18 protein-coding genes, 1 rRNA gene and 1 pseudogene are annotated in these 20,208 nt (G+C 73.2%); 4 read left to right on the forward strand and 16 right to left on the reverse strand.

Translation table 11 applies throughout. The features are described from left to right. Position 1: 1 nt before the first annotated feature. From ABT095_RS24300 to ABT095_RS24310, 3 genes are read right to left on the reverse strand one after another with little or no spacing between them, the layout of a single operon-like run. Positions 2-559, reverse strand: coding sequence for a DinB family protein (locus tag ABT095_RS24300; protein ID WP_350531587.1), 558 nt, complete (start codon positions 557-559; stop codon positions 2-4). Between the two features lie 52 nt (positions 560-611). After that, complete coding sequence (locus ABT095_RS24305; RefSeq protein WP_350531588.1) at positions 612-1,373, reverse strand: acyltransferase; 762 nt, start codon at positions 1,371-1,373, stop codon at positions 612-614. Positions 1,374-1,426: 53 nt separating this feature from the next. Beyond that, positions 1,427-2,740 carry an MFS transporter gene (locus tag ABT095_RS24310; RefSeq protein WP_350531589.1) on the reverse strand — a complete coding sequence of 438 codons (1,314 nt, stop codon included), beginning with the start codon at positions 2,738-2,740 and terminating at the stop codon, positions 1,427-1,429. A gap of 57 nt (positions 2,741-2,797) precedes the next feature. Between ABT095_RS24310 and ABT095_RS24315 the strand changes: the two genes are divergently transcribed. Continuing rightward, positions 2,798-3,556 carry a maleylpyruvate isomerase family mycothiol-dependent enzyme gene (locus ABT095_RS24315; protein WP_350531590.1) on the forward strand — a complete coding sequence of 253 codons (759 nt, stop codon included), beginning with the start codon at positions 2,798-2,800 and terminating at the stop codon, positions 3,554-3,556. A 14-nt stretch (positions 3,557-3,570) separates the two neighbouring features. Here ABT095_RS24315 and ABT095_RS24320 read toward each other — a convergent pair whose 3' ends face one another. Continuing rightward, the gene (locus ABT095_RS24320) at positions 3,571-4,341 is read right to left on the reverse strand and encodes an enoyl-CoA hydratase family protein (protein ID WP_350531591.1); all 771 of its coding nucleotides are present in this window, start codon (positions 4,339-4,341) and stop codon (positions 3,571-3,573) included. Between the two features lie 160 nt (positions 4,342-4,501). Continuing rightward, positions 4,502-5,785, reverse strand: a complete 1,284-nt coding sequence (locus tag ABT095_RS24325) for an MFS transporter (protein WP_350531592.1) — start codon at positions 5,783-5,785, stop codon at positions 4,502-4,504. Between the two features lie 70 nt (positions 5,786-5,855). Between ABT095_RS24325 and ABT095_RS24330 the strand changes: the two genes are divergently transcribed. Next, on the forward strand, positions 5,856-6,839 hold the full coding sequence (locus ABT095_RS24330) for an ArsR/SmtB family transcription factor (protein WP_350531593.1): 984 nt from the start codon (positions 5,856-5,858) through the stop codon (positions 6,837-6,839). A gap of 104 nt (positions 6,840-6,943) precedes the next feature. Here ABT095_RS24330 and ABT095_RS24335 read toward each other — a convergent pair. Both ABT095_RS24335 and ABT095_RS24340 read right to left on the reverse strand, forming a co-directional pair. Then, positions 6,944-8,587 (reverse strand): annotated as a pseudogene (locus ABT095_RS24335) (IS200/IS605 family accessory protein TnpB-related protein). Between the two features lie 331 nt (positions 8,588-8,918). Further along, positions 8,919-10,073: a geranylgeranyl reductase family protein gene (locus ABT095_RS24340; RefSeq protein WP_350531610.1), complete on the reverse strand. Its 1,155-nt coding sequence runs from the start codon at positions 10,071-10,073 to the stop codon at positions 8,919-8,921. A 263-nt stretch (positions 10,074-10,336) separates the two neighbouring features. On the opposite strand from ABT095_RS24340, the gene ABT095_RS24345 reads away from it, so the two are divergent. Continuing rightward, the gene (locus tag ABT095_RS24345; protein ID WP_350531594.1) at positions 10,337-11,692 is read left to right on the forward strand and encodes a dipeptidase; all 1,356 of its coding nucleotides are present in this window, start codon (positions 10,337-10,339) and stop codon (positions 11,690-11,692) included. 39 nt (positions 11,693-11,731) lie between these two features. Here ABT095_RS24345 and ABT095_RS24350 read toward each other — a convergent pair whose 3' ends face one another. The 7 genes from ABT095_RS24350 to ABT095_RS24380 all read right to left on the reverse strand — a co-directional run bounded on the left by ABT095_RS24350 (position 11,732) and on the right by ABT095_RS24380 (position 18,469). Next, positions 11,732-12,526: a DUF4184 family protein gene (locus ABT095_RS24350; RefSeq protein WP_350531595.1), complete on the reverse strand. Its 795-nt coding sequence runs from the start codon at positions 12,524-12,526 to the stop codon at positions 11,732-11,734. Positions 12,527-12,542: 16 nt separating this feature from the next. Beyond that, the gene (locus ABT095_RS24355) at positions 12,543-13,115 is read right to left on the reverse strand and encodes an O-methyltransferase (protein WP_350531596.1); all 573 of its coding nucleotides are present in this window, start codon (positions 13,113-13,115) and stop codon (positions 12,543-12,545) included. A 50-nt stretch (positions 13,116-13,165) separates the two neighbouring features. Continuing rightward, positions 13,166-14,212: an NUDIX hydrolase gene (locus ABT095_RS24360; RefSeq protein WP_350531597.1), complete on the reverse strand. Its 1,047-nt coding sequence runs from the start codon at positions 14,210-14,212 to the stop codon at positions 13,166-13,168. Positions 14,213-14,406: 194 nt separating this feature from the next. Then, positions 14,407-15,822 carry an acyl-CoA synthetase gene (locus tag ABT095_RS24365; protein ID WP_350531598.1) on the reverse strand — a complete coding sequence of 472 codons (1,416 nt, stop codon included), beginning with the start codon at positions 15,820-15,822 and terminating at the stop codon, positions 14,407-14,409. A 104-nt stretch (positions 15,823-15,926) separates the two neighbouring features. Then, positions 15,927-16,889: an electron transfer flavoprotein subunit alpha/FixB family protein gene (locus tag ABT095_RS24370; protein ID WP_350531599.1), complete on the reverse strand. Its 963-nt coding sequence runs from the start codon at positions 16,887-16,889 to the stop codon at positions 15,927-15,929. A 69-nt stretch (positions 16,890-16,958) separates the two neighbouring features. Continuing rightward, complete coding sequence (locus tag ABT095_RS24375) at positions 16,959-17,744, reverse strand: electron transfer flavoprotein subunit beta/FixA family protein (RefSeq protein ID WP_350531600.1); 786 nt, start codon at positions 17,742-17,744, stop codon at positions 16,959-16,961. A gap of 416 nt (positions 17,745-18,160) precedes the next feature. Continuing rightward, a complete protein-coding gene (locus ABT095_RS24380; protein ID WP_350531601.1) occupies positions 18,161-18,469 on the reverse strand; it encodes a TlpA family protein disulfide reductase in 309 nt (102 codons plus the stop codon). 191 nt (positions 18,470-18,660) lie between these two features. Here ABT095_RS24380 and ABT095_RS24385 point away from each other — a divergent pair, with 191 nt between their 5' ends. Then, on the forward strand, positions 18,661-19,431 hold the full coding sequence (locus ABT095_RS24385; protein ID WP_350531602.1) for a lysophospholipid acyltransferase family protein: 771 nt from the start codon (positions 18,661-18,663) through the stop codon (positions 19,429-19,431). A 73-nt stretch (positions 19,432-19,504) separates the two neighbouring features. On the opposite strand, the gene ABT095_RS24390 is transcribed toward ABT095_RS24385, so the two are convergent. Then, a complete protein-coding gene (locus ABT095_RS24390; protein WP_350531603.1) occupies positions 19,505-19,984 on the reverse strand; it encodes a VOC family protein in 480 nt (159 codons plus the stop codon). Positions 19,985-20,117: 133 nt separating this feature from the next. Then, positions 20,118-20,208: ribosomal RNA gene (gene rrf / locus ABT095_RS24395) — 5S ribosomal RNA — on the reverse strand; the annotation flags it as partial.

Raw genomic sequence — 20,208 nt, forward strand, 5'->3', positions numbered from 1 at the left:
GTCACTGGCCCACCCGGCCGTCGACGCACTCCCGCAGCAGGTCGGCGTGCCCGCAGTGCCGGGCGTACTCCTCGATCCGGTGCACCAGCATCTCCCGCACGGTGATCTGCTGCCGGCCGACCCGTGCGCCCAGGTCCGGGAAGGCGGCCAGCGTGGCGTCGGTGGCCGCCTGCTCCCGCTCCAGGTCGGCGAACGAGGCCTCGACCACGGCCTGCTCCCCCACCGCCCCGTCGAAGTCCCCGTCCCGCACCCCGTACAGCTTCGGCAGCGGCTCGCCCTCGGTGATCCAGTTGTGCCAGTCCCGCTCCACCTCGGCCAGGTGCCGCACCAGCCCGAGCAGCGACATCGTCGACGGCGGCACCGACCGCCGGGCCAGCTGCTCCGCGCCGAGCCCCTCGCACTTCATCCGCAGGGTGTGCCGGTAGTTCGTCAGGAAATCCTGCAGCGTGGCCAGCTCGCCCTCGGGGCTGTTCCCGTTGTCTCTCGGGTCGTCGTCCGGGTCCACCCACATGTCCGCGTAGACCGTCGCCTGCGTCCACCGCTCCGTCTGCTCGCTCATGACCGCAGCTTTACCCGCGAAGGCCCGGCCCCGCCACCGAATTAACGGGGCGTCAGGAGGCGTCCTGGCTCTGCCCCGGCAGGCGCAGGTCCCAGCCGATCAGGGCGCGGAGCTGGTCGGCGGTGACGTCCGGGATCGGCTGGGGCGGCTCGTGGCGGAAGGGGGGCTGCCAGCCCTCGGCCTCCTCCCAGGAGCGGACCACGCGGGCGGGGGCGCCGGCCACCACGCTGAAGTCGGGCACCTCGCCGCGGACCACCGACCCGGCCGCCACCACCACGTTGCGCCCGATCCGGGCGCCCGGGAGGATCACGGCGCCGGTGCCGATCCAGCTGCCCGCGCCGATCTCCACCGGCTCGTTGCGCGGCCACTGCTTGCCGATCGGCAGCTCGGTGTCGTGGTACGAGTGGGCGGTGTCGGTGATGTAGACGTACGGGCCGGTCCAGACGTCGTCCCCGAGGGTGATCGACTGGTGGCCGACGATGTGGCTGCCCCGGCCGATCACGCAGCCGCCGCCGATCCGCACCACCGGCTCGTCCCCGAGGTCGAGCCCCGGCAGGAAGCCCGCCGAGATGGTGACCCGCTCGCCGATGATCGAGAACGGCCCGATGGTGATCCACTGCTCGTTGAAGACCGCCCCCATCGGGAAGGCCAGCTTGGTGCCGTCCCCCAACTCGCCGAAACGGTACGGTCCGGGGTTCTGGTTCGAGACCGCCCCGGTCTCCTGCACCCAGCGCCACCCCCGGTGCACCAGCCGCCCGGCGGCGCGGCGGCCACGGAGTCGGGCGGCGGACAGGAGCGTACGGGCGTTCGGCATACGCCCCACGCTATCCGCCCGCCAGGGGCGGCGGGCGGCCGGGGCGAGCAAGGTCACACCGGCTCGGCCGCCGGGACGTCGCGCAGTCGGCGCAGCGGGGAGCAGAACACGAACCAGCCGGCCGCCCAGGAGCCGACGGCCGCCACCCAGAGCACGGGCCGCACTCCGACCAGCGTGCCCAGCACCCCGCCGATGAGGTTGCCGAGCGGCAGGGTGCCCCAGACGATCCAGCGCACGGCCGCGTTCATCCGGCCCATCAGCTCGGGTGGTGTCACCGACTGCCGGTAGCTGACCTGGGCGACGTTGTAGACCATCCCGGCGAAGTACGCGATGCCCCAGCCGAGCGGGAACAGCAGCACGCCCCAGCCCTGCCAGGCCGCCGCCATGACCACCTGCGGCGCGCCGAACACCAGGATCGACACCCAGATGATCCGCGCCGAACCGATCCGCCGGGCGAGCCGGCCCGCGAACACTCCCCCGAGCAGTCCGCCGACGGCCGCGCCCGCCATGACCAGCCCGGTCAGCGCGGGTGCCACGTGCAGCACCCGGATCAGGAAGACCACCGACAGCGCCCACCCCATGCCGCTGAACAGGTTCGAGGTGGCCGTGCACGCCACGACCTTGCGCAGGATCCGGTGCCCGAGGACGAACCGCAGCCCCTCCGCGATCTGGCTCCGCAGGGTCTCCTCCGCCCGCCGGGCGCGCGGCGGCTCCTCGCGCCCCCGGATGCCCCAGGTCGCGAGGGTCGAGACCAGGTAGGAGAGCGCGTCGGCCGTCACCGCCCCCGCCACGCCGACGACCCCGACCAGGCCCCCGCCCAGGCTCGGCCCGCCCAGCTGGGCGAAGGCCGAGGTCGCACCGAGCTTGCCGTTGGCGTCCAGCAGGTGCTCGGGGCGCACCAGCGAGGGCAGGTAGCTCTGGTAGGCGACGTCGAAGAACACCGTGCACACACCGGCCGCGAGCGCGACGAGGTAGAGCTGGACCATCGTCAGGGCACCGACGGCGGCCGCCACCGGTATCGAGCCGACCAGCAGCAGGCGCAGCAGGTCGCAGCCGATCAGGACGGGCCGCTTGCGGCCGCGGTCCACCAGCGCGCCCGCGGGCAGCGCGATCAGCGCGAACGCCGCGGTGCCGGCGGCGCTCAGCAGCCCGACCTGGAACGTGCTCGCCCCGAGCACGGCGACCGCGAGCAGCGGCAGCGCGATCTCGGTGACGGCCGATCCGGCCTCACTGACCGTCTGGCCGCCCCACAGCAGCATGAAGTCCCGCTGCCGCCACAGGCTCGGCCCCGCGGTGTCCCGCCCGGTGCCCACCGCCGCCCCCGCCAGTTCTGTCACTGCGTCAACTCCGTTCTCGGTTGTGTCCATCTGTTCTCTCCTCCGACCGCCTGCCGGTTGTCGGACCCACCTGGCAGACTCGCCGCCATGCAGACCATGGAGCCCCTGGAGACCGTCCGGCACCTCGCCGCGCTGCGCCGCGAGGGCGAGCTGTTCACCGCCGCGATCGCCGTCACCGCCGCCGACGCGCCCGTACCCACCTGCCCGGAGTGGACGCTGGCCGAGCTCGTGCGGCACACCGGCACGGTGCACCGCTGGGCCACCGCCTACCTGGTGCACGGGCACCAGGGCCCCGTCGCGCCCGAGGGCCGGCCGCCGACGGCCGACGCCGCACTGCTCGAGTGGTTCCGGGAGGGCCACGCCGGCCTGGTCGCGGCCCTGGAGCAGGCCCCCGCCGACCTGGCGTGCTGGACCTTCCTGGACGCGCCGTCCCCGCTGGCCTTCTGGGCCCGCCGCCAGGCGCACGAGACGACGATCCACCGGGTGGACGCCGAGTCGGCGGCCGGCCTGCCCGTCACCCCCGTCGACACCGCCTTCGCCGCGGACGGCATCGCGGAGCTGACGGCCGGTCTGCTGGCCCGCCCCGCGTTCGAGCTCCGCAGCGAGACCGAGCGCACCCTGCTGATCCGCCCGACCGACGGGCCCACGCCCTGGCTGGTGCGGATCGGCCCCGGCCCGCTCCAGGTCACCCGGGAGAGCGCCGAGGCCGACCTCGAGCTGACCGGCACCGCGAACGAGCTCTACCTGCTGCTCTGGAACCGCCTCGCCGAAGGGGCCGTCAAGGTGACGGGGGACCAGTCCCTGCTCGCCCTCTGGCGCGAGTCGGCGCAGATCCGCTGGCGCTGACGGCCCCGGCCGGCTCAGCCCTGGACGGCCCAGGGGGCGGGGCGGCGCTCCAGGAAGGAGCGCATGCCCTCCTGGGCCTCCGGGGAGCCGAACAGCCGGGCCGAGAGCTCGACCAGAGAGTCGGCGTGCTGCTCGAAGGAGGCCACCACGGCGGCGTTGGTGAGCCGCTTGGACTCGGCGAGGCCCTGCGGCGAGCCGAGCCGCACCGCGTCGAGGATCACGGCCAGCGCGGCGGCCGGGTCCTCGGCGGCCTCGGTGATCAGGCCGATCCGGGCCGCCTCGGCGGCGTCGAAGGTCTCACCGGTGAGGTAGTAGCGGGAGACCGCCCGCGAGGTGAGCTTGGGGCGCAGCGGCAGCGAGATGACGGCCGGGGCGAGCCCGAGGCGGACTTCGGTGAAGGCGAAGGTGGAGTTCGGGCCGGCCACCACCAGGTCGCAGGCGCCGAGCAGGCCGAGCCCGCCCGCCCGGACGTGCCCGTCGACCAGGGCGATCACGGGCTTCGGGCAGTCCACCAGCGCGCGCTGGATGTCGACCAGGCCGCGCGGGCCGACCGTCGGGTCGCTGCCGGTGGCCTCGGAGAGGTCCGCCCCCGCGCAGAACACCTTGCCGGTGTGCCCGAGCACCACCGCCCGCACGGCCGGATCGGCCGCCGCCTCCGCCAGTCCCTTGGTCAGCTCGGCCATCAGCCGGGTGGAGAGGGCGTTGCGGTTGTGCGGGGAGTCCAGCTCCAGGGTGGTGACGGCATCGGCGGTGGTGGTGCGGACGAGCGGTACTTCGCGGGTCATCGCGGCTGGCCTGCTTTCCGGCTGGTGAGGGCCCCGGAGGGGTCTCCGGGCGAGGGTTCGGCGAGCGCACCGGTCCGGTACCGCCCGCCGGGAGGACTCTGACACGTCCGACCTGCCCCGATCCAGACCCCACCGCACTTTTTGAAGATCAGCCACGCCCTCAGACCGTGGGCGCCATCCGCCCCCGCGCCCACCGCACGGCGGGCCCCATCGCCAGCCCCGCCACCGCGAAGACGGCGGCCAGCATGCTCCAGCCGAGCAGGCCGTTGCTGATCACCACGGTGGTGACCAGTGCGGGCCCGAGCATCAGCGAGGCGGACATGCCGGCGTTGAAGACGCCCTGGTACGAACCGTGCGCACCCTCGCCCGCGAGGTCGTAGCTGAGGGCCCAGCCGGCGGCCTGCGAGTAGACCTCGCCGAGCGCCTGGAAGCCGATCCCGGCGGCCACCAGGACGGCCGCCGCCCAGGCCGGGAGGCCGTGGGCCAGGCCCTCGACCACGCAGGCGAGCGCGACCAGGAGCCCGCCCCGGGCGAAGATCCGGGCCGCCGCCCCGGGCTGCTCGGTGCCCTTGGTGGCCCGGACCTGGAGGGCGACCACGAAGACCATGTTGACGATCAGTGAGCCCGCGACCATCAGCCGGGGCGCGTCGGTGTACTTGGCGATCCACAGCGGCACGCCGATCTCGACCACGGCGAACTGCAGGCCCAGCACGGCGTTGAGCACCGTCACCGTGACGAACGGCAGGTTCCGCAGCGCCGGGTTCCCGCGCTCGGCCGGCGCCGCCCCGGCCGTCGCCGGGGCCCCCGCGGCCGAGGCGACGGCCAGGGCGCCCGGCAGCAGGCGGGCGAACATCACCGCGACCAGCGCGAAGGAGACGGCGTCGGCCACGATCGCGGTCACGTACGCCTCGCGGGTGTCGGCCTGCAGGGCGAGACCGGCCACGACGGTGCCGATGCCCAGGCCGACGTTGGTGACCACCCGCAGGTAGGCCCGCCCGGCGACCCGCCGGTCGGCGGGCAGCACCTCGGCGTACAGCGCGTTGCGGACGGCGGACGAGCCCCGGTCGGCGGCGGTGCCGACGCAGGCGAGCAGCACGAAGAGCGCGAACTGGTGCACCACGGCGTACGCGGCGGTGCAGACCCCGTCGAGCAGCACCAGGCTGATCAGCACCCGCCGGGTGCCCCAGCGGTCCGCGGCCCGCCCGGCCGGGATGGAGGCGAGCACCCCGCAGAGCCCGGCGGCGGTCAGCCCGAGGCCGACCTGTGCGGCGCCGAAGCCGAGCACCCGGGTGAAGAACAGGGCGCTGAGGGTCATCAGCAGCCCGTTGCCGACGGTGTTGACCATGGTGATGTTCGCCAGGCGGCGCACCATCGGATCGGGGTGCAGAAGTCGGGGACGGCGTGACGGAGTGGCCGAGGCCTCGGCCGAGGAGATGGCGGTCATGTGACGATCCCACCGGCTAACCACCGACAGCGGAATTGATTTAGGCTCCGGCTAATACATGGGGGTTGAAATGCACCGATTCCGGCTGTCGTTGGCGGATCTGGCCGACGCGTCCTTCGCCTGCTCACCGCTCCAGGAGGCCGTGCTCGGCCTGCGGATGTGGAAGCACCCGGGCGTGTACACCCAGCAGACGGCCTGGTTCGAGCGGCTGCGCCCCCGGTTCGAGGAGCTGGACACCGAGCTCCTCTGCTCGCTGGTCGCGACCAACAACCGCTACGTGCCGGACTTCCTCACCCCGCGCCCGGTCAGCGCCTTCCCGAGCTTCCAGAGCGAGCTCGCCCTGGTGCGCGCGTTCCCGCCGGAGCTGCTGGCGGGCGAACTGGAGCGCACCTTCCTGCCGCACGACCACGAGCTGCCGCCCCGCCTCGCCGCCGGCCTGGCCGATCCGGCCCGGCTGATCGGCGAGATCGCGGACGCACTGGCCGGGTACTGGGAGCACTGCCTGGCCCCGACCTGGTGGCCGCGGGCCCGGCCGGTGCTGCACGCCGACGTCGTGCACCGCTCGCGGATCCTGGCCGAGCGCGGCGCGGCGGCGCTCTTCGCCGACCTCGACCACCGCCTCTCCTGGGACGACGGCGTGCTGACCATCGACCGGGACTGGACGCCGGAGGACGAGGAGATCCCGGTGGCCAGCCGGGGGCTGGTCTTCGCCCCGACCTTCTTCTGCCGGGGCGCGATCACCACGATCAGCTACGACTCCCTGCCGATCGTCATCTACCCGGTGCGCGGCCAGGGCGCGATGGCCACCACCCCCCAGCTGCCGCCCACCCCGCAGGCGCTCACCCAGCTGCTCGGCGCCCCCAAGGCCCGGCTGCTCGCCCTGCTCGCCGAGCCCGCCTCCACCACCCAGCTGGCCGGCCACCTCGGCGTCAGCCCGGGCGCCGTCAGCCAGCACCTGGGCGTGCTGTACGCGACCAGGCTGGTCACCCGGGTCCGGCACGGCCGGGTGGTGCTGTACGCGCGCAGCCCGCTGGCCGACGAGCTCTACGGCTGACGCACACTCAACTCACACCTGGCCTAGTCCTGTTGACAGAATGGCCCATTCTCTTTCCCGGGGGCATTTCATTCCCCTGCATCCCTGTACGGCACCGTTCCAATTCAAGTGATCAGGAGTGGGTCCCGGTCCCAGGTCTGATCACTGCGGGCACCCCGAACGGTGCTGGATGCCCGGCTGGTCGCCCGCGTTCTCGTGGTCCCCGCTCGGCTGCGCGCATCGCGTGCACGGTCCGTGGCGGGGCGGCGGGTCTCCTCACGCCCTCGGATGCCCGGTGGGGCCTGGGCGGTCCGAAGCCCGCCACCATCGCTCTGGTGGTGCCGGGGCGGTGCCGTCCGTCGCCGGATCGGGTGTCCGAGGGCGCGTCGTCCGATGGCGATGCTCGCGGCATCGTGTCGGCTAGTGGTGCGGGTTGGGGTCGTGAGCGGCTTCTGCCAATGCTGCGCGCCCCAGCGGGACGTGTAGGCGGGATCCACCGCGACGATGACCATGTCCAGCTCGGCCGCCATAGACACGAGTCGGGCGCGGAGTCTCGCGGTGGGGATGCCAACGATCAGCTGGCGGAGGCGCTTGCGGCGGCCGTGTTTCTCGCGGGTGGCCTCGGCGGTGAAGTCCAGGTCCTCCAAGCCGATCGCGGTCACGCCGCAGCGTTTGGCCCAGTGGAGCAGCCGGCTGATGGCGTGGCGAATCTGGGCGTCGCGGTGGGTGGCGGGGCCGGTGAGGTCGTAGGGGAAGCGGAGGGGTTCGCCGACCGGGTTGCCGTGCTGGTCGAGGTACCAGGCGGCGAAGTGGTCGGCGTTGGTGTCCACGCTGACCATCCCAGCCGCGCGAGCCGCCCCCATCGGCATCGTCCGTACCACGGACCGGGTCCAGGAGGCGTCCAGGTACCAACGCCCCCGCTGCGCGTCCAGGTGGATACGCTAGGCAACCGCCCGGTTGCCCTCGGTCCGGTCGGCCCACTCGTCGCCCCGGTGCGCGAACGCCACCCTCGCGGCCAAGACGTACCGGCCGTTCCGGGCGTTGGCGAGGTCCGCCAGTGGGGCGGGCAGCCTGAGCGACACCTCGCCGCTGGGGGAGACGCGGATCGTCTCGTTCCCGAACCGCTTCCCCGATTCCCCGTCAGCGGACAGAAACCACCGCGCGCTCTCCCAACGCGCCCGCCACTCGGGTGCGGTGAGCGTGGCGGCGTCCAGATGGTGCCGGGTGTTCAGCAGCTTCCGCCCGCCGCGCACCACGTGCACGCGGCCTGCCGCATGATCGGCCCGGGCAGCCGTGTACCGGTCCTCCAAAGCTGCGAGGCGACGGGACTTGGCGAACCACTCGTGCCTGGAGCGGTAGCCGCCGGGTGCGTGTTTAGTGCCCTTGTGCCCGACCGGCAGCAACAGGCGGTGGCGCAGCATCCGAATGGCCGCGTCCAGCGAGTCCAGGTGCGCGGCCTGCCCACGCCGGGCCAGCGCCCACTGGTCATGCGTCGTCTTGGTGAGAGAACCGGCCCAGCGCGAGGACGACTCCACGGTCAGGTCGCGCTTCCGCGCGGCCCACCTCTGACTGTCGCGGTCCGGGCCGTCCGCGCAGCGAAGCTTCAAGTCCCTCGACGCCAGAGCCCCCAGGTGCCCGCCGACCAGCCGCAGCACCTCCTCGTCCTCGACTGAGAGGCCCTTGAGACGGCCACGGACCGTCACACCCGACGGCCCGATGCAGACGAACGGCGCGTTGGCCCGCCGGAGTTTCCCCTTCGACCCAGCCACGCCATCCCCCTCCCTGTCACGGCCACCACCCTCACACACACCGCTGACAGTCACCTCATCGATCCGACAGGCCTTGATCGAACTCAGACGCACGGGAGACTTGGGAACTCCAAAACGATCTCAGCCTCCAACAGCGCACACCCCTGTACCAGACAGGGAGCCGCCGCTTGCACAGCCGTCACCATTGCAGGCACCTCACCGCCAACGCGCACGCCCTCGCTTGAGCTGACCGGGCGCCGCGCGGATGTCTTCCCAGTCGCCTCCCACAAGGTCGCACGCCGCAAAGGACGCCCAGTCGTTGGATTAGCAAGGTGCCGTAGCAGCCCGGCGGCTACCGCGCCGCCAGGGCCGCCAGCCGGCGGGCGGCGCGGTAGTCGCGCATCACCTGGGCAAAGGTGGTGTGCCCCTGCGTGGTGCGGGCGAAGGCCCGCCAGGCGGGGGTCACCAGGCAGACGGCGGCGTGGAACAGGTACGGCCGCCGCTCGAAGGCGTTCAGCATCACCTTGCCCGCGCGCATCTCCACCCCGAGCCCGGCCTTGATCGCGAAGGCGTAGTTGAGCGCCTGGCGCCGCACGTCGGCCGTGCCGTTCGCCTCGGCCACCTTCACGGCCCACTCGCCCGCGAGCCGCCCGGAGCGCAGCGCGTACGAGATGCCCTCGCGGGTCCACGGCTCGAGCAGCCCGGCCGCGTCGCCCGCGACCAGCACCCGGCCGCGCGAGAGCGGCGAGTCCTCGGCCCGGCAACGCGTCAGGTGCCCGGACTCCACGGCGGCCGGGAAGCCGGCCAGGCCCAGCTGCTCGATGTAGTCGGCCAGGTACTGCTTGGTCCGCTCGCCGTCGCCGCGCGCCGAGATGACACCCACCGTCAGCGAGCCGGAGTCGGTCTTGGGGAAGACCCAGCCGTAACTGCCCGGCAGGGGGCCCCAGTCCAGGTGGATCCGCCCGGCCCAGGCCCGCGAGACGGCCTCGGGCACCGGGATCTCGGCCTCCAGGCCGAGGTCGATCTGGTCGAAGGTGACCCCGACGTGCCGCCCGACCCGGCTCGCCGAGCCGTCGGCGCCGACCACCGCGCGGGCGCTCACCGCCCGGCCGTCCGAGGTGGTCACGGAGACGGTGCGGGTGTCCCCGCCCTGCTGCTCGACGCCGGTGACGGTCACTCCGGTGACCAGCACCGCGCCCGCCTGCTCGGCGGCCTGCACCAGGCGCAGGTCGAACTCGTCCCGGTTGACCAGCCCGAAGAGCATCCGCTTCGAGCGCCGGGTGCGGGTGAACCGGCCGGTCAGCGCGAAGGTGACGGCGTGCACCCGGTCCTGCAGGGGCAGCTTGAAGTCCGGCGGGAGGCTGTCCCGGGAGGGGCCGATGATGCCGCCGCCGCAGGTCTTGTAGCGGGGGTGCTCGGCCTTGTCGAGCAGCAGCACCCGCCGCCCCTGCGCCGCCGCGGCGTACGCCGCCGAGGCCCCGGCGGGCCCGGCACCGACCACGACCACGTCCCAGACCCCGCCGAGCGGGTCCGGTCCGGTCGCGTCGGCGGCGGGGTCGGTGTGGTCGTCGAGGTGGTCACGGTCCAGGGAGCTGCCGGATTCAGTCACGGCTGGCAATCTTAGTCGGCGTCACCGGCCGGACCGCCAGGTTCCACTTCGTCAGTCCGCACCGGGGCGCGGTCCGCTCCCTCCGGTGGACCTTCCCGGTACGACCTTCCCTGCGGCATATCATCGGACCACCGATCCTCCAACCCCCTCGGAGCAGTTTCATGACCGAGCAGCCCCTGGCCGCGGCCGTCCGATCCCTGATGCCGCGCGCCAAGGCCGACCTGGCCGAACTGGTGGCCTTCCCCTCCGTCGCCGACCCCCGGCAGTTCCCGGTCGAGGAGTGCGAGAAGGCGGCCCGCTGGGTCGCCGACGCCTTCGCCGCCGAGGGCCTCACCGGCATCCGCCTGATCGACACCCCGGACGGCACCCAGTCCGTCTACGGCGAGCTGCCCGGCCCCGAGGGCGCCCCCACCGTCCTGCTCTACTCCCACTACGACGTGCAGCCCCCGCTGGACGAGGCCGCCTGGGAGAGCCCCGCCTTCGAACTGACCGAGCGCGACGGCCGCTGGTACGGGCGCGGCGCGGCCGACTGCAAGGGCAACATCCTGATGCACCTGACCGCCCTGCGCGCCCTGCGCGAGGTGGACGGCGGCTTCCCGGTCGGCCTCAAGGTGATCGTCGAGGGCTCCGAGGAGCAGGGCACCGGCGGCCTGGAGCGCTACGCCGAGGCCAACCCCGAGCTGCTCACCGCCGACGTCATCGTGATCGGCGACACCGGCAACTTCGCCGCCGGCCTGCCCACCGTGACGGCCTCGCTGCGCGGCATGACCGTGGTCGAGCTCACCATCGACACCCTGGCCGGCAACCTCCACTCCGGTGCCTTCGGCGGCGCCGCCCCGGACGCCCTCCAGCTGCTGGTCAAGGTGCTCGCCTCGCTCCACGACGAGCACGGCGACGTCGCGGTCAAGGGCCTGACCATCGACCAGACCTGGACGGGCGTCGAGTACCCGGAGGAGCAGTTCCGCGCCGACGCCCGCGTCCTGGACGGCGTCGCGCTCACCGGCACCGGCACGGTCGCCGACCGCCTCTGGGCCCGCCCCTCCGTCACCGTGCTCGGCATCGACGCCCCGCCGGTGATCGGCGCCACCTCCTCGGTCCAGTCCACCGCCAAGGCCTCGATCAGCCTGCGCATCCCGCCGGGCACCGAGCTGAAGGCCGCTCAGGACGCCCTGGTCGCCCACGTCGAGGCAGCGGTCCCGTTCGGCGCCCAGGCCACCGTCACCCGTCTGAGCGGCGGCGAGCCGTTCAGCGCCAACACCACCGGCCCGGCCTACGAGGCCATGGCCGCCGCCATGCGCGAGGCCTTCGGCACCGACATGGTCGCCTCCGGCGAGGGCGGCTCCATCCCCCTCTGCAACACCCTCCGCAGCCTCTACCCGGACGCCGAGATCGTCCTCATCGGCGTCGAGGAGCCCACCACCCAGATCCACGCGGTCAACGAGAGCGTCGACCCTCAGGAGCTGGAGCGCATGGCCCTGACCGAGGCCCTCTTCCTCCGCCGTTACGCGCAGGCGTAAGCCCCCAGGGGCGCGGGGAACTGCGCGACTCGGAAGGGCTCATACCCGAACCTTCCGGCCGTCGCTCACCCCCTCGCGCCCCTCCCTTGCCTCAACCACCCGCGAGCCCAGCGCATAAGCCAACACCCCCACCCCCAACCCGGCCCCCGCCCCGAAACACAGCTCCGCCACAACATCCCGCTCCCCCCGAGCCAGCCGCGCCGCTGCACCCCCCACCGTCGCCGCCACCAGCCCGCCCAGCACCCCCCGCCGGGCCCGCGCCGACAACGTCACCACCTCCCGCCGCTCCCCCCGAGCAACCCCCCGAAGGTGCCAGCCCAAGCACCCGAGCCCCACCACCGAAGTCCCGTACTGCAGCAGGTCGTACACCGGCGCCCCCGCCACTCCCCGCCCGAGCACGGGGAACAGCCGGACTCCTGCCGCACCCCCGTGCGTGAACGCGTCCCACCCCACATGGCTCGCCGCCCCCACCGCCGCCGAAGCCACGAACCACCAGCCCCGCCCCGGCTCCCGCCAGCCACCCCGCACCACGGTCGCCGCCTCCGCCACCCCCGCCCACGGCTCCGGCAGCAACGCGACCACCGGCCGCCGCACCAGCCCGTGCCAGGCCAGCACCAACCCCCCGGCCACCGCCACGTCCACCGTCGGCACCGCCCACCAACGGTGCGCCGGCCCGCCCAGCCCGAACGTCCCCGGCACCACCGACTCCAGGAAGAACGGCACATCCGGCGCGAACGCCCCCGCCACCAGCGCGGAGGCCACCCACGGCCCCCGCGCCCGCGCACCCTCGATCAGCGGCAGCACCGCAGCAGCATGGCTGAGCGTGAAAGGCATGCCTCCATCCTGGGGGCTAACCCTGCCGGACGGCCAGCAGTGCCGAACTCCCCGGCGTGGTCAGCACCTCGGCGGCCCGCAGCGCTGGGTGGGTCAGGTAGTACACCCGCAGCTCGTCCACCTCGCCGCCGAACCGGGGCGGCCACTCGGCCGAGGGCGTGAAGTCGTCGAGGACCAGCACACCGCCCACCGCGAGCAGGTCGACCACCCGCTGCGGGTCGTCCCGCTTGCCGCCGCCGTCGCAGAAGAACACGTCGAACGGCGCGTGCTGCTCCAGCAGCCGCCAGTCCCCGTGCAGCACCTGCACCCGCTCGTCCTCGGCGAACAGCTCGGCCGCCCGCCGGGCCGGCTCGGCGTCCCGCTCGACCGTCACCAGCCGGGCGCCCGCGCCCAGTCCGCTGTGCAGCCACGCCGTGCCGACCCCGACCCCGGTGCCGCTCTCCGCGATCACCCCGTTCGGCTTCGAGGCCGCGACCGCCGCCAGCAGCCGCCCCACCTCCGGCCGCGAGCTCTTCCCGAAGCCGAGCTCCCCGGCCGTCTTCTCCGCCGCCACCACCAGCTCCGGCAGCTCCCGCCCCGCACTCAGCACAGCCCCGCACCTCTCCTCGACCACCCCCGACGCCCACCGCCGGGGAAGCCCTACGGGCCGACCGCCGCCGGCAGCCCGGCCTCCAGGTACCGCAGCTCGCCGCACCCCCGCGCCTCCAACGCCGCCCCCAGCCGCCGCAGCCGCGCGGGCGGCAGCAGCGCCCCCGCCTCCTCCAGCGTCACCAGCCGCCAGCCCCGCAGCTCCTCGGCCGGCAGTCTCAGCGCGCCGAGCGCAGCCTCCGAGAGCCGCCCGCCGTCGTAGACCAGCCGCAGGCCGCCCCGGCGCGGTCCCGTCCGGGGCTCCCAGTCGACGGCCAGCAGCCGCAGCGCCGAGGTCTCCAGCCGCAGCCCGAGCTCCTCCGCGACCTCCCGCTGCGCCGCGTCGGTCGGGGCCTCGCCCCGCTCGACCACCCCGCCGGGGAACTCCCAGGAGGGCTTGTAGACCGGGTCGACCAGCAGCACCCGGTCCTGCTCGTCGAAGAGCAGCACGGCGGCCGCCACGGTGTCCCCGGTCGCGTCCGCGCTCTGCACGATCGGACAGCGCGCCGTCCCGTCCTTGACCAGCTCGGCCAGCCGCTCGGCGGTGGCCGCCGCGTCCAGCTCGCTGGTGTCCACCAGCTCGGCGTCCCGGGCCAGCCAGCGCCGGGCCAGCCGGTACTGGGTCAAGTGCTCCAGGCACCACTCCCGGACCCGTCCGCTGGCCGCTGGGTCCCCCGGGCACTCTTCCCGGGCCGCGATCCGCTCCTGCAGGATCGTTTCATCGGGATCGAGCACGAAGTGGTGCACCGCAAGCCCCCGGGCGGCCAGCGCGCCGAAGATCTCGTCCCGGTAGTCCTCCCGCAGCAGCGTCATCGGCACCACCAGCGGGCCCGGCACCTCGGTCAGCAGCGCCGCCGCGACCTCCGGCACCAGCCGCCGCCAGGACGGCAGGTCCTGGAAGTCCGAGACCGGCGTCATCCGGTCGGCGGGCAGCAGGTGCCGCAGGCCCTGGCCGACCGTCTCCGGGTCGAACAGCAGGCTGCCCGGCAGCAACTCGACCAGCTCGCGGCAGGCACTCGTCTTGCCCGCGCCGAACGCGCCGTTGACCCAGACGATCACGATGTCCCCTGCTTTCTCTCCCCCGAGGCGCCGTCCACGCCGGCCGCCCACCGCCAACCCAGGTGGTACCCCGGCCGGGCCTGTCCCCACTCCTCGGCCCCGGCCGCAACGTCGCTTCCCGGCCGTGCGGCACATTCCACCCGCCCTGGGGCGTGTCGTCCGGATCACGCCGGGCGATCACCGCCGGGGCAGCCTCACAGCCGCTCGAGCAGCTGCTTCTTCAGTACCTTGCCCATCGCGTTCCGGGGCAGCTCCTCGACCAGCACCACCCGCCGGGGGCGCTTGTGCACCGAGAGCCGCTCGGCCACGAAGGCGGTCAGCTGCTCGCCCGTCACCGCGCCGTCGGCGATCACGTACGCGACCACGGCCTGACCGAGGTCCGCGTCGGGCGCGCCGACCACGGCCGCGTCGGCCACCGCCGGGTGGTCCCGCAGCGCGGCCTCCACCTCGCCCGCGCCGATCCGGTAGCCGCCGCTCTTGATCAGGTCCACCGAGGCCCGCCCGACGATCCGGTGGAAGCCGTCCGGGCCGATCACCGCGACGTCCCCGGTCCGGAACCAACCGTCGGCGGTCCACGCCTCGGCGGTCGCCTCCGGCCGGTGCAGGTAGCCGTCGAACATGGTCGGCCCGCTCACCTGCAGCTCGCCGACCGTCTCGCCGTCGGCCGGCAGGGGCCGCCCGTCCTCGCCCACCAGCCTGGTCCGCACGCCCGGCAGCGGCAGACCCACGCTGCCCGGCCGCCGCTCGCCGTCGGCCCGGGTGCTGACCGTGATCAGTGACTCGGTCATCCCGTAGCGCTCGATCGGCCGGTGGCCGGTGAGCGCGGCCAGCCGCTCGAAGACCGGTACCGGCAGCGGCGCGCTGCCCGAGACCAGCAGCCGGGCACTCGCCAGCTCCCGCGCGGCGCTCTCGTCGGCGGCCAGCCGCGACCACACGGTCGGCACACCGAAGTACAGGCTGCCGCGCGCCTCGGCGTACGCGGCGGGCGTGGGCCGGCCGGTGTGCACCAGCTTGCTGCCGGTGCGAAGGGCGCCGAGCACACCGAGCAGCAGGCCGTGCACGTGGAACAGCGGCAGACCGTGCACCAGCGTGTCCTCCGCCGTCCACTGCCAGGCCTCCGCGAGCCCGTCCAGCCCGGCGGCCAGCGCCGAGCGGGAGATCAGCACGCCCTTGGGCGCCCCGGTGGTCCCGGAGGTGTAGAGCACGAAGGCCGGGCCGTCCGAAGCGGTCTCCCGGTACGAGCCGCCGCCGCGGGCCGCCAGGTCCACGGCCACCGGGTCGATGCCCTCGTCCCCGCTGCCGCCCGCGAGCAGGGCGGCCCCCGAGTCCTTGAGGATGTGCCCGCGCTCGGTCGGCCCGGAATCCGGCGGCAGCGGCACCACGGGCACGCCCGCCAGCAGGCCACCGACCACCGCCACCACGGTCTCCGCGCTCGGCCGCGCGAGCACCGCCAGTGCCGGCGCCCCGGCGATCCGCCCCGCGAAGGCCGAGGCCGCGCCGAGCAGTTGCTCGCGCGACATCGCGTGCCCGTCGATCCGCAGCGCGTCGGCCGCGTCGCCGTACCCACCCGCCAGTGCCGTCAGCAGCGGCCCCGTCGCAGCCCTGTCCATGCCCCCACCACTCCCGTTCATGATTGCGGACTCTACGCGGCCCCGGTAAACCGAAGGGCGCGGTCCGGAAAAACCGGACCGCGCCCTTCGTCACACTGCGTGGATCAGCCCTTGCGGGCCTTGACCTCGGAGGTCAGCTGCGGCAGCACCTCGAAGAGGTCGCCGACCACGCCGTAGTCGACCAGCTCGAAGATCGGGGCCTCGGGGTCCTTGTTGATGGCCACGATGGTCTTCGAGGTCTGCATGCCGGCCCGGTGCTGGATCGCGCCGGAGATGCCCGCCGCGACGTACAGCTGCGGCGAGACCTGCTTGCCGGTCTGGCCGACCTGGTTGGTGTGCGGGTACCAGCCGGCGTCGACGGCGGCACGCGAGGCACCGACGGCCGCGCCGAGCGAGTCGGCCAGCGCCTCGACCACGGCGAAGCCCTCGGCGGCACCGACACCACGGCCACCGGAGACCACGATCGCGGCCTCGGTCAGCTCCGGGCGGCCCGAGGACACGCGCGGGGTGCGGGCGACGACCTTGGCGGCCTTGCCGGTGAACTCGACGGTCACGTTCTCGACGGCACCGGCGGCCGGGGCGGCCTCGGGGCTGGTCGAGTTCGGCTTCACGGTGATGACCGGGGTGCCGTGCGAGACCTTGGACTTCACCTGGAAGGAGGCGGCGAAGACCGACTGGGTCGCGACCGGGGCGCCGTCGACGGCCTCCAGGTCGACGGCGTCGGTGATGATGCCGGAGCCCAGGCGCAGCGCCACGCGGGCCGCGACCTCCTTGCCCTCACCCGAAGAGGTGACGAGCACGGCGGCGGCGTCGGCCGCCTTGGCGATCTGGGCCAGGGCGTCGACCTTGGCGACGACCAGCTGGTCGGCGAACTCGGCGGCGTCGGCGACGTACACCTTGGCCGCACCGAACTCGCCGGCCTTGGCGGCGATGTCGGCGGCGGCGGCACCGGCGCCGAGCACGACCGCGGAGGGCTCGCCGATGCGGCGGGCCAGCGTCAGCAGCTCGAGGGCCGGCTTGCGGACCACGCCGTCGGCGTGGTCGACGAGGACGAGAATCTCACCCATTGCTCAATGTCTCCTGTTTCTCCTGACTGCCCTTCACCGCTCGGGGAGGGCAGCCACCACGTCAACGGGTCAGATGAACTTCTGCTCGGCGAGGAAGGTAGCGAGCGCCTTGCCGCCCTCGCCCTCGTCCTTGACGATCGTGCCGGCGGTGCGGGCCGGGCGGGCGGCGATCGCCTCGACCGCGGTCCAGGCGCCGGCCAGGCCGACCTCGTCCGCCTCGATGCCCAGGTCGTCCAGGTCGTACTCCTGGACCGGCTTCTTCTTGGCGGCCATGATGCCCTTGAAGGAGGGGTAGCGAGCCTCGCCCGACTGGTCGGTGACGGAGATCACCGCGGGGAGCTCGGCCTCGACCTGCTCGGTGGCGGCGTCACCGTCGCGGCGGCCCTTGACCGTGGTGCCCTCGAGGGAGACCTCGGAGAGCAGGGTGGCCTGCGGAACGCCCAGGCGCTCGGCCAGCAGGGCCGGCAGGACACCCATGGTGCCGTCGGTGGAGGCCATGCCGCAGACGACCAGGTCGAACTCGGTCTTCTCCAGCGCCTTGGCGATGATCGCCGAGGTGCCGATGACGTCGGTGCCGTGAATGTCGTCGTCGTTCACGTGGACGGCCTTGTCGGCGCCCATCGACAGCGCCTTGCGGAGCGCGTCCTTGGCGTCGTCCGGGCCGACGGTGAGGACGGTCACCTCGGCGTCGCCGTGAGCCTCGGCGATGCGGAGCGCCTGCTCCACGCCGTACTCGTCCAGCTCCGAAAGGAGGCCGTCGACGCCCTCCCGGTCGGTGGTGGTGTCGTCCGCGAAGCGACGGTCACCGGTCGCGTCGGGCACGTACTTCACACAGACAACGATCCTCAAGCTCACGGCCTGTCTCCTGTACTGGTCTCGTCCGGCGGCTGCGGCTGTGCAAGCGGGCTGGAATCACACTCCACGCCCACTCCGGGCAGCGATTTCCCGTGCCCGTCCGGAACTTCCTGGCAGCATACTCGCCAGTAGCTTAGCCGTCACTACTGGCCAGTAGCTTAGCGCTGCGCGGTCCCGGCCAAGCGTCTCGCACCCCCTCTGTTCCCTGGCCGGGAGGGGTGCGGGACAGCTGCACTGCCGTCTGCGCCCATCCTGCCCCAGTCCAGCCCTTGGACCACCTGACTGCGCGGCAGATCCGCTGTGAGATTGAACGGTCTTGACAGATCCACTCGCCCCGGACGCTCCTTCACCCCACCCTGCCCGGCTCGCCTTTCAGCTCCCTTAAGACCCCGTCCGCCCGCCGTTCTCCAACCGGCTCAACACACCGCCCCGAGCGCCGCGATCACGTCCACCCGCCGGGGCTGCCCGGCCGCCCGGCGCACCACCTGACCTGCGGCATCGAGCACCAGTACGGTAGGCGTACGCACGACCCCCAGCCTGCGCACCAACTCCAGCCGCTCCTCCGCGTCCACCTCGACGTGCGCCACCCCCGGGACCATCGCGGCCACCTCCGCCAGCACCCGCCGGGTCGCCCGGCACGGCTGGCAGAACGCCGTGGAGAACTGCACCAGCGTCGCCCGCTCCCCGAGCCCGGCCCCCACCTCGGCCGCCGTCAGCCGCTCCACCGCATGCCGCCCCTTCCTCTGTTTCCGTCACACCCGATGCCGCCAAGTGTGGGCCACCTCACGTGCCGCCCCCACGCCGTGCGGGATGCATCACGTGCGGGACGCCCTCGCGTGACAGACCGCATTGCTTCGGGGGATTATCTCCCTGTATCACCGACCGGGCAGCAGCCCGAGGGAGCAGGGCCAACCCCGTGGCAGAGTTCGTCTACCCGCCAGTGATCCGCACCGCGCTCACGGTCTTCCGTGCGCTCGACGTGAAGATTCGGATCGAGGGCGCGGAGCACATCCCCGCCACCGGCGGCGCCGTCCTGGTCAGCAATCACATCAGCTACCTGGACTTCCTCTTCGCCGGCCTGGGCGCCTTCCGCGGCGGCAAGCGCAAGACCCGCTTCATGGCCAAGGACGACGTTTTCAAGCACAGCATCTCCGGCCCCCTGATGCGTGGCATGAAGCACATCCCGGTCGACCGCACCGACGGCCAGCCGGCCTACGACGCCGCCGTGAAGGCCCTGCGCGAGGGCGAGGTCGTCGGGGTCTTCCCCGAAGCGACCATCAGCCGCTCCTTCATGCTCAAGAAGTTCAAGACCGGCGCCGCCCGGATGGCCGCCGACTCCGGCGCCCCGCTGCTGCCCGTCATCCTCTGGGGCACCCAGCAGCTCTGGACCAAGGGCCGCCCCAAGACCCTCACCAAGCGGCACGTCCCGGTCACCATCATGATCGGCGAGCCCATCGTCCTCGCCCCCACCGACAAGCCCGTGATGGTCACCCGCCGCCTGCGCGCCGCCATGAGCGAGATGCTCGACCGCGCCCAGCGCGAGTACCCCGCCACCCCCAAGGGCCCGGACGACACCTGGTGGCTCCCCACCCACCTCGGCGGCACCGCCCCCACCCTGGAGACCGCCGAGGCCGAGGACGAGGCCGAAGCCGCCGCGAAGGCCGAGCGCCGCGCCGCCCGCGCCTGACCTCCCACCCGAGCACACCGGCCCCACCTGGACCCTGCCAGGTGGGGCCGTGCCGTTCCCCGCGCCGCTCGGATCAGACCCCGTCGTATGCCGCCTGCAGAGCGGCAAGGTCGAGCTTGCGCATCGTCATCATCGCCTCGAACGCCCGCTGCGCCTTCTCCGGATTCTCATCGCTCCACAGGTCCACCGCGGCGGCCGGGATCACCTGCCAGGACAGCCCGTACCGGTCCTTCAACCAGCCGCAGGGACCCTCCTCACCGCCCTCGGTGAGCTTGGCCCAGTAGTAGTCCACCTCGTCCTGGTCGTCGCACATCACCTGGAGCGAGACCGCCTCGTTGAAGGTGAACTGCGGCCCCCCGTTCAGCCCGACGAACTTGTACCCGTTCGCCTCGAACTCCACCACCATCACCGAGCCGGCCGGCCCCGGCGCCCCCTCCGGGTAGTGCCCGATCCGCCCCAGCTTCGAGTCCTTGAACACCGACGTGTAGAAGTTCGCCGCCTCCTCCGCCTTCCCGTCGAACCAGAGACAGGTCACAAACCCCTGCGCCACCATCGCCGCCACCTCCTGGACACGATTCGCTACCGGTCCCATCCTGCGCCCGAGGTGTGACAGCGCAGGGCAGCACACGCCGGAAACGCGAAGAAGCCCCCATCCACGAATGGATGGGGGCTTCTTCTGAATAATTGTTCGGCGGCGTCCTACTCTCCCACAGGGTCCCCCCTGCAGTACCATCGGCGCTGTGAGGCTTAGCTTCCGGGTTCGGAATGTAACCGGGC

Source organism: Kitasatospora sp. NPDC002227, assembly GCF_040296285.1.
GTDB lineage: Bacteria > Actinomycetota > Actinomycetes > Streptomycetales > Streptomycetaceae > Kitasatospora.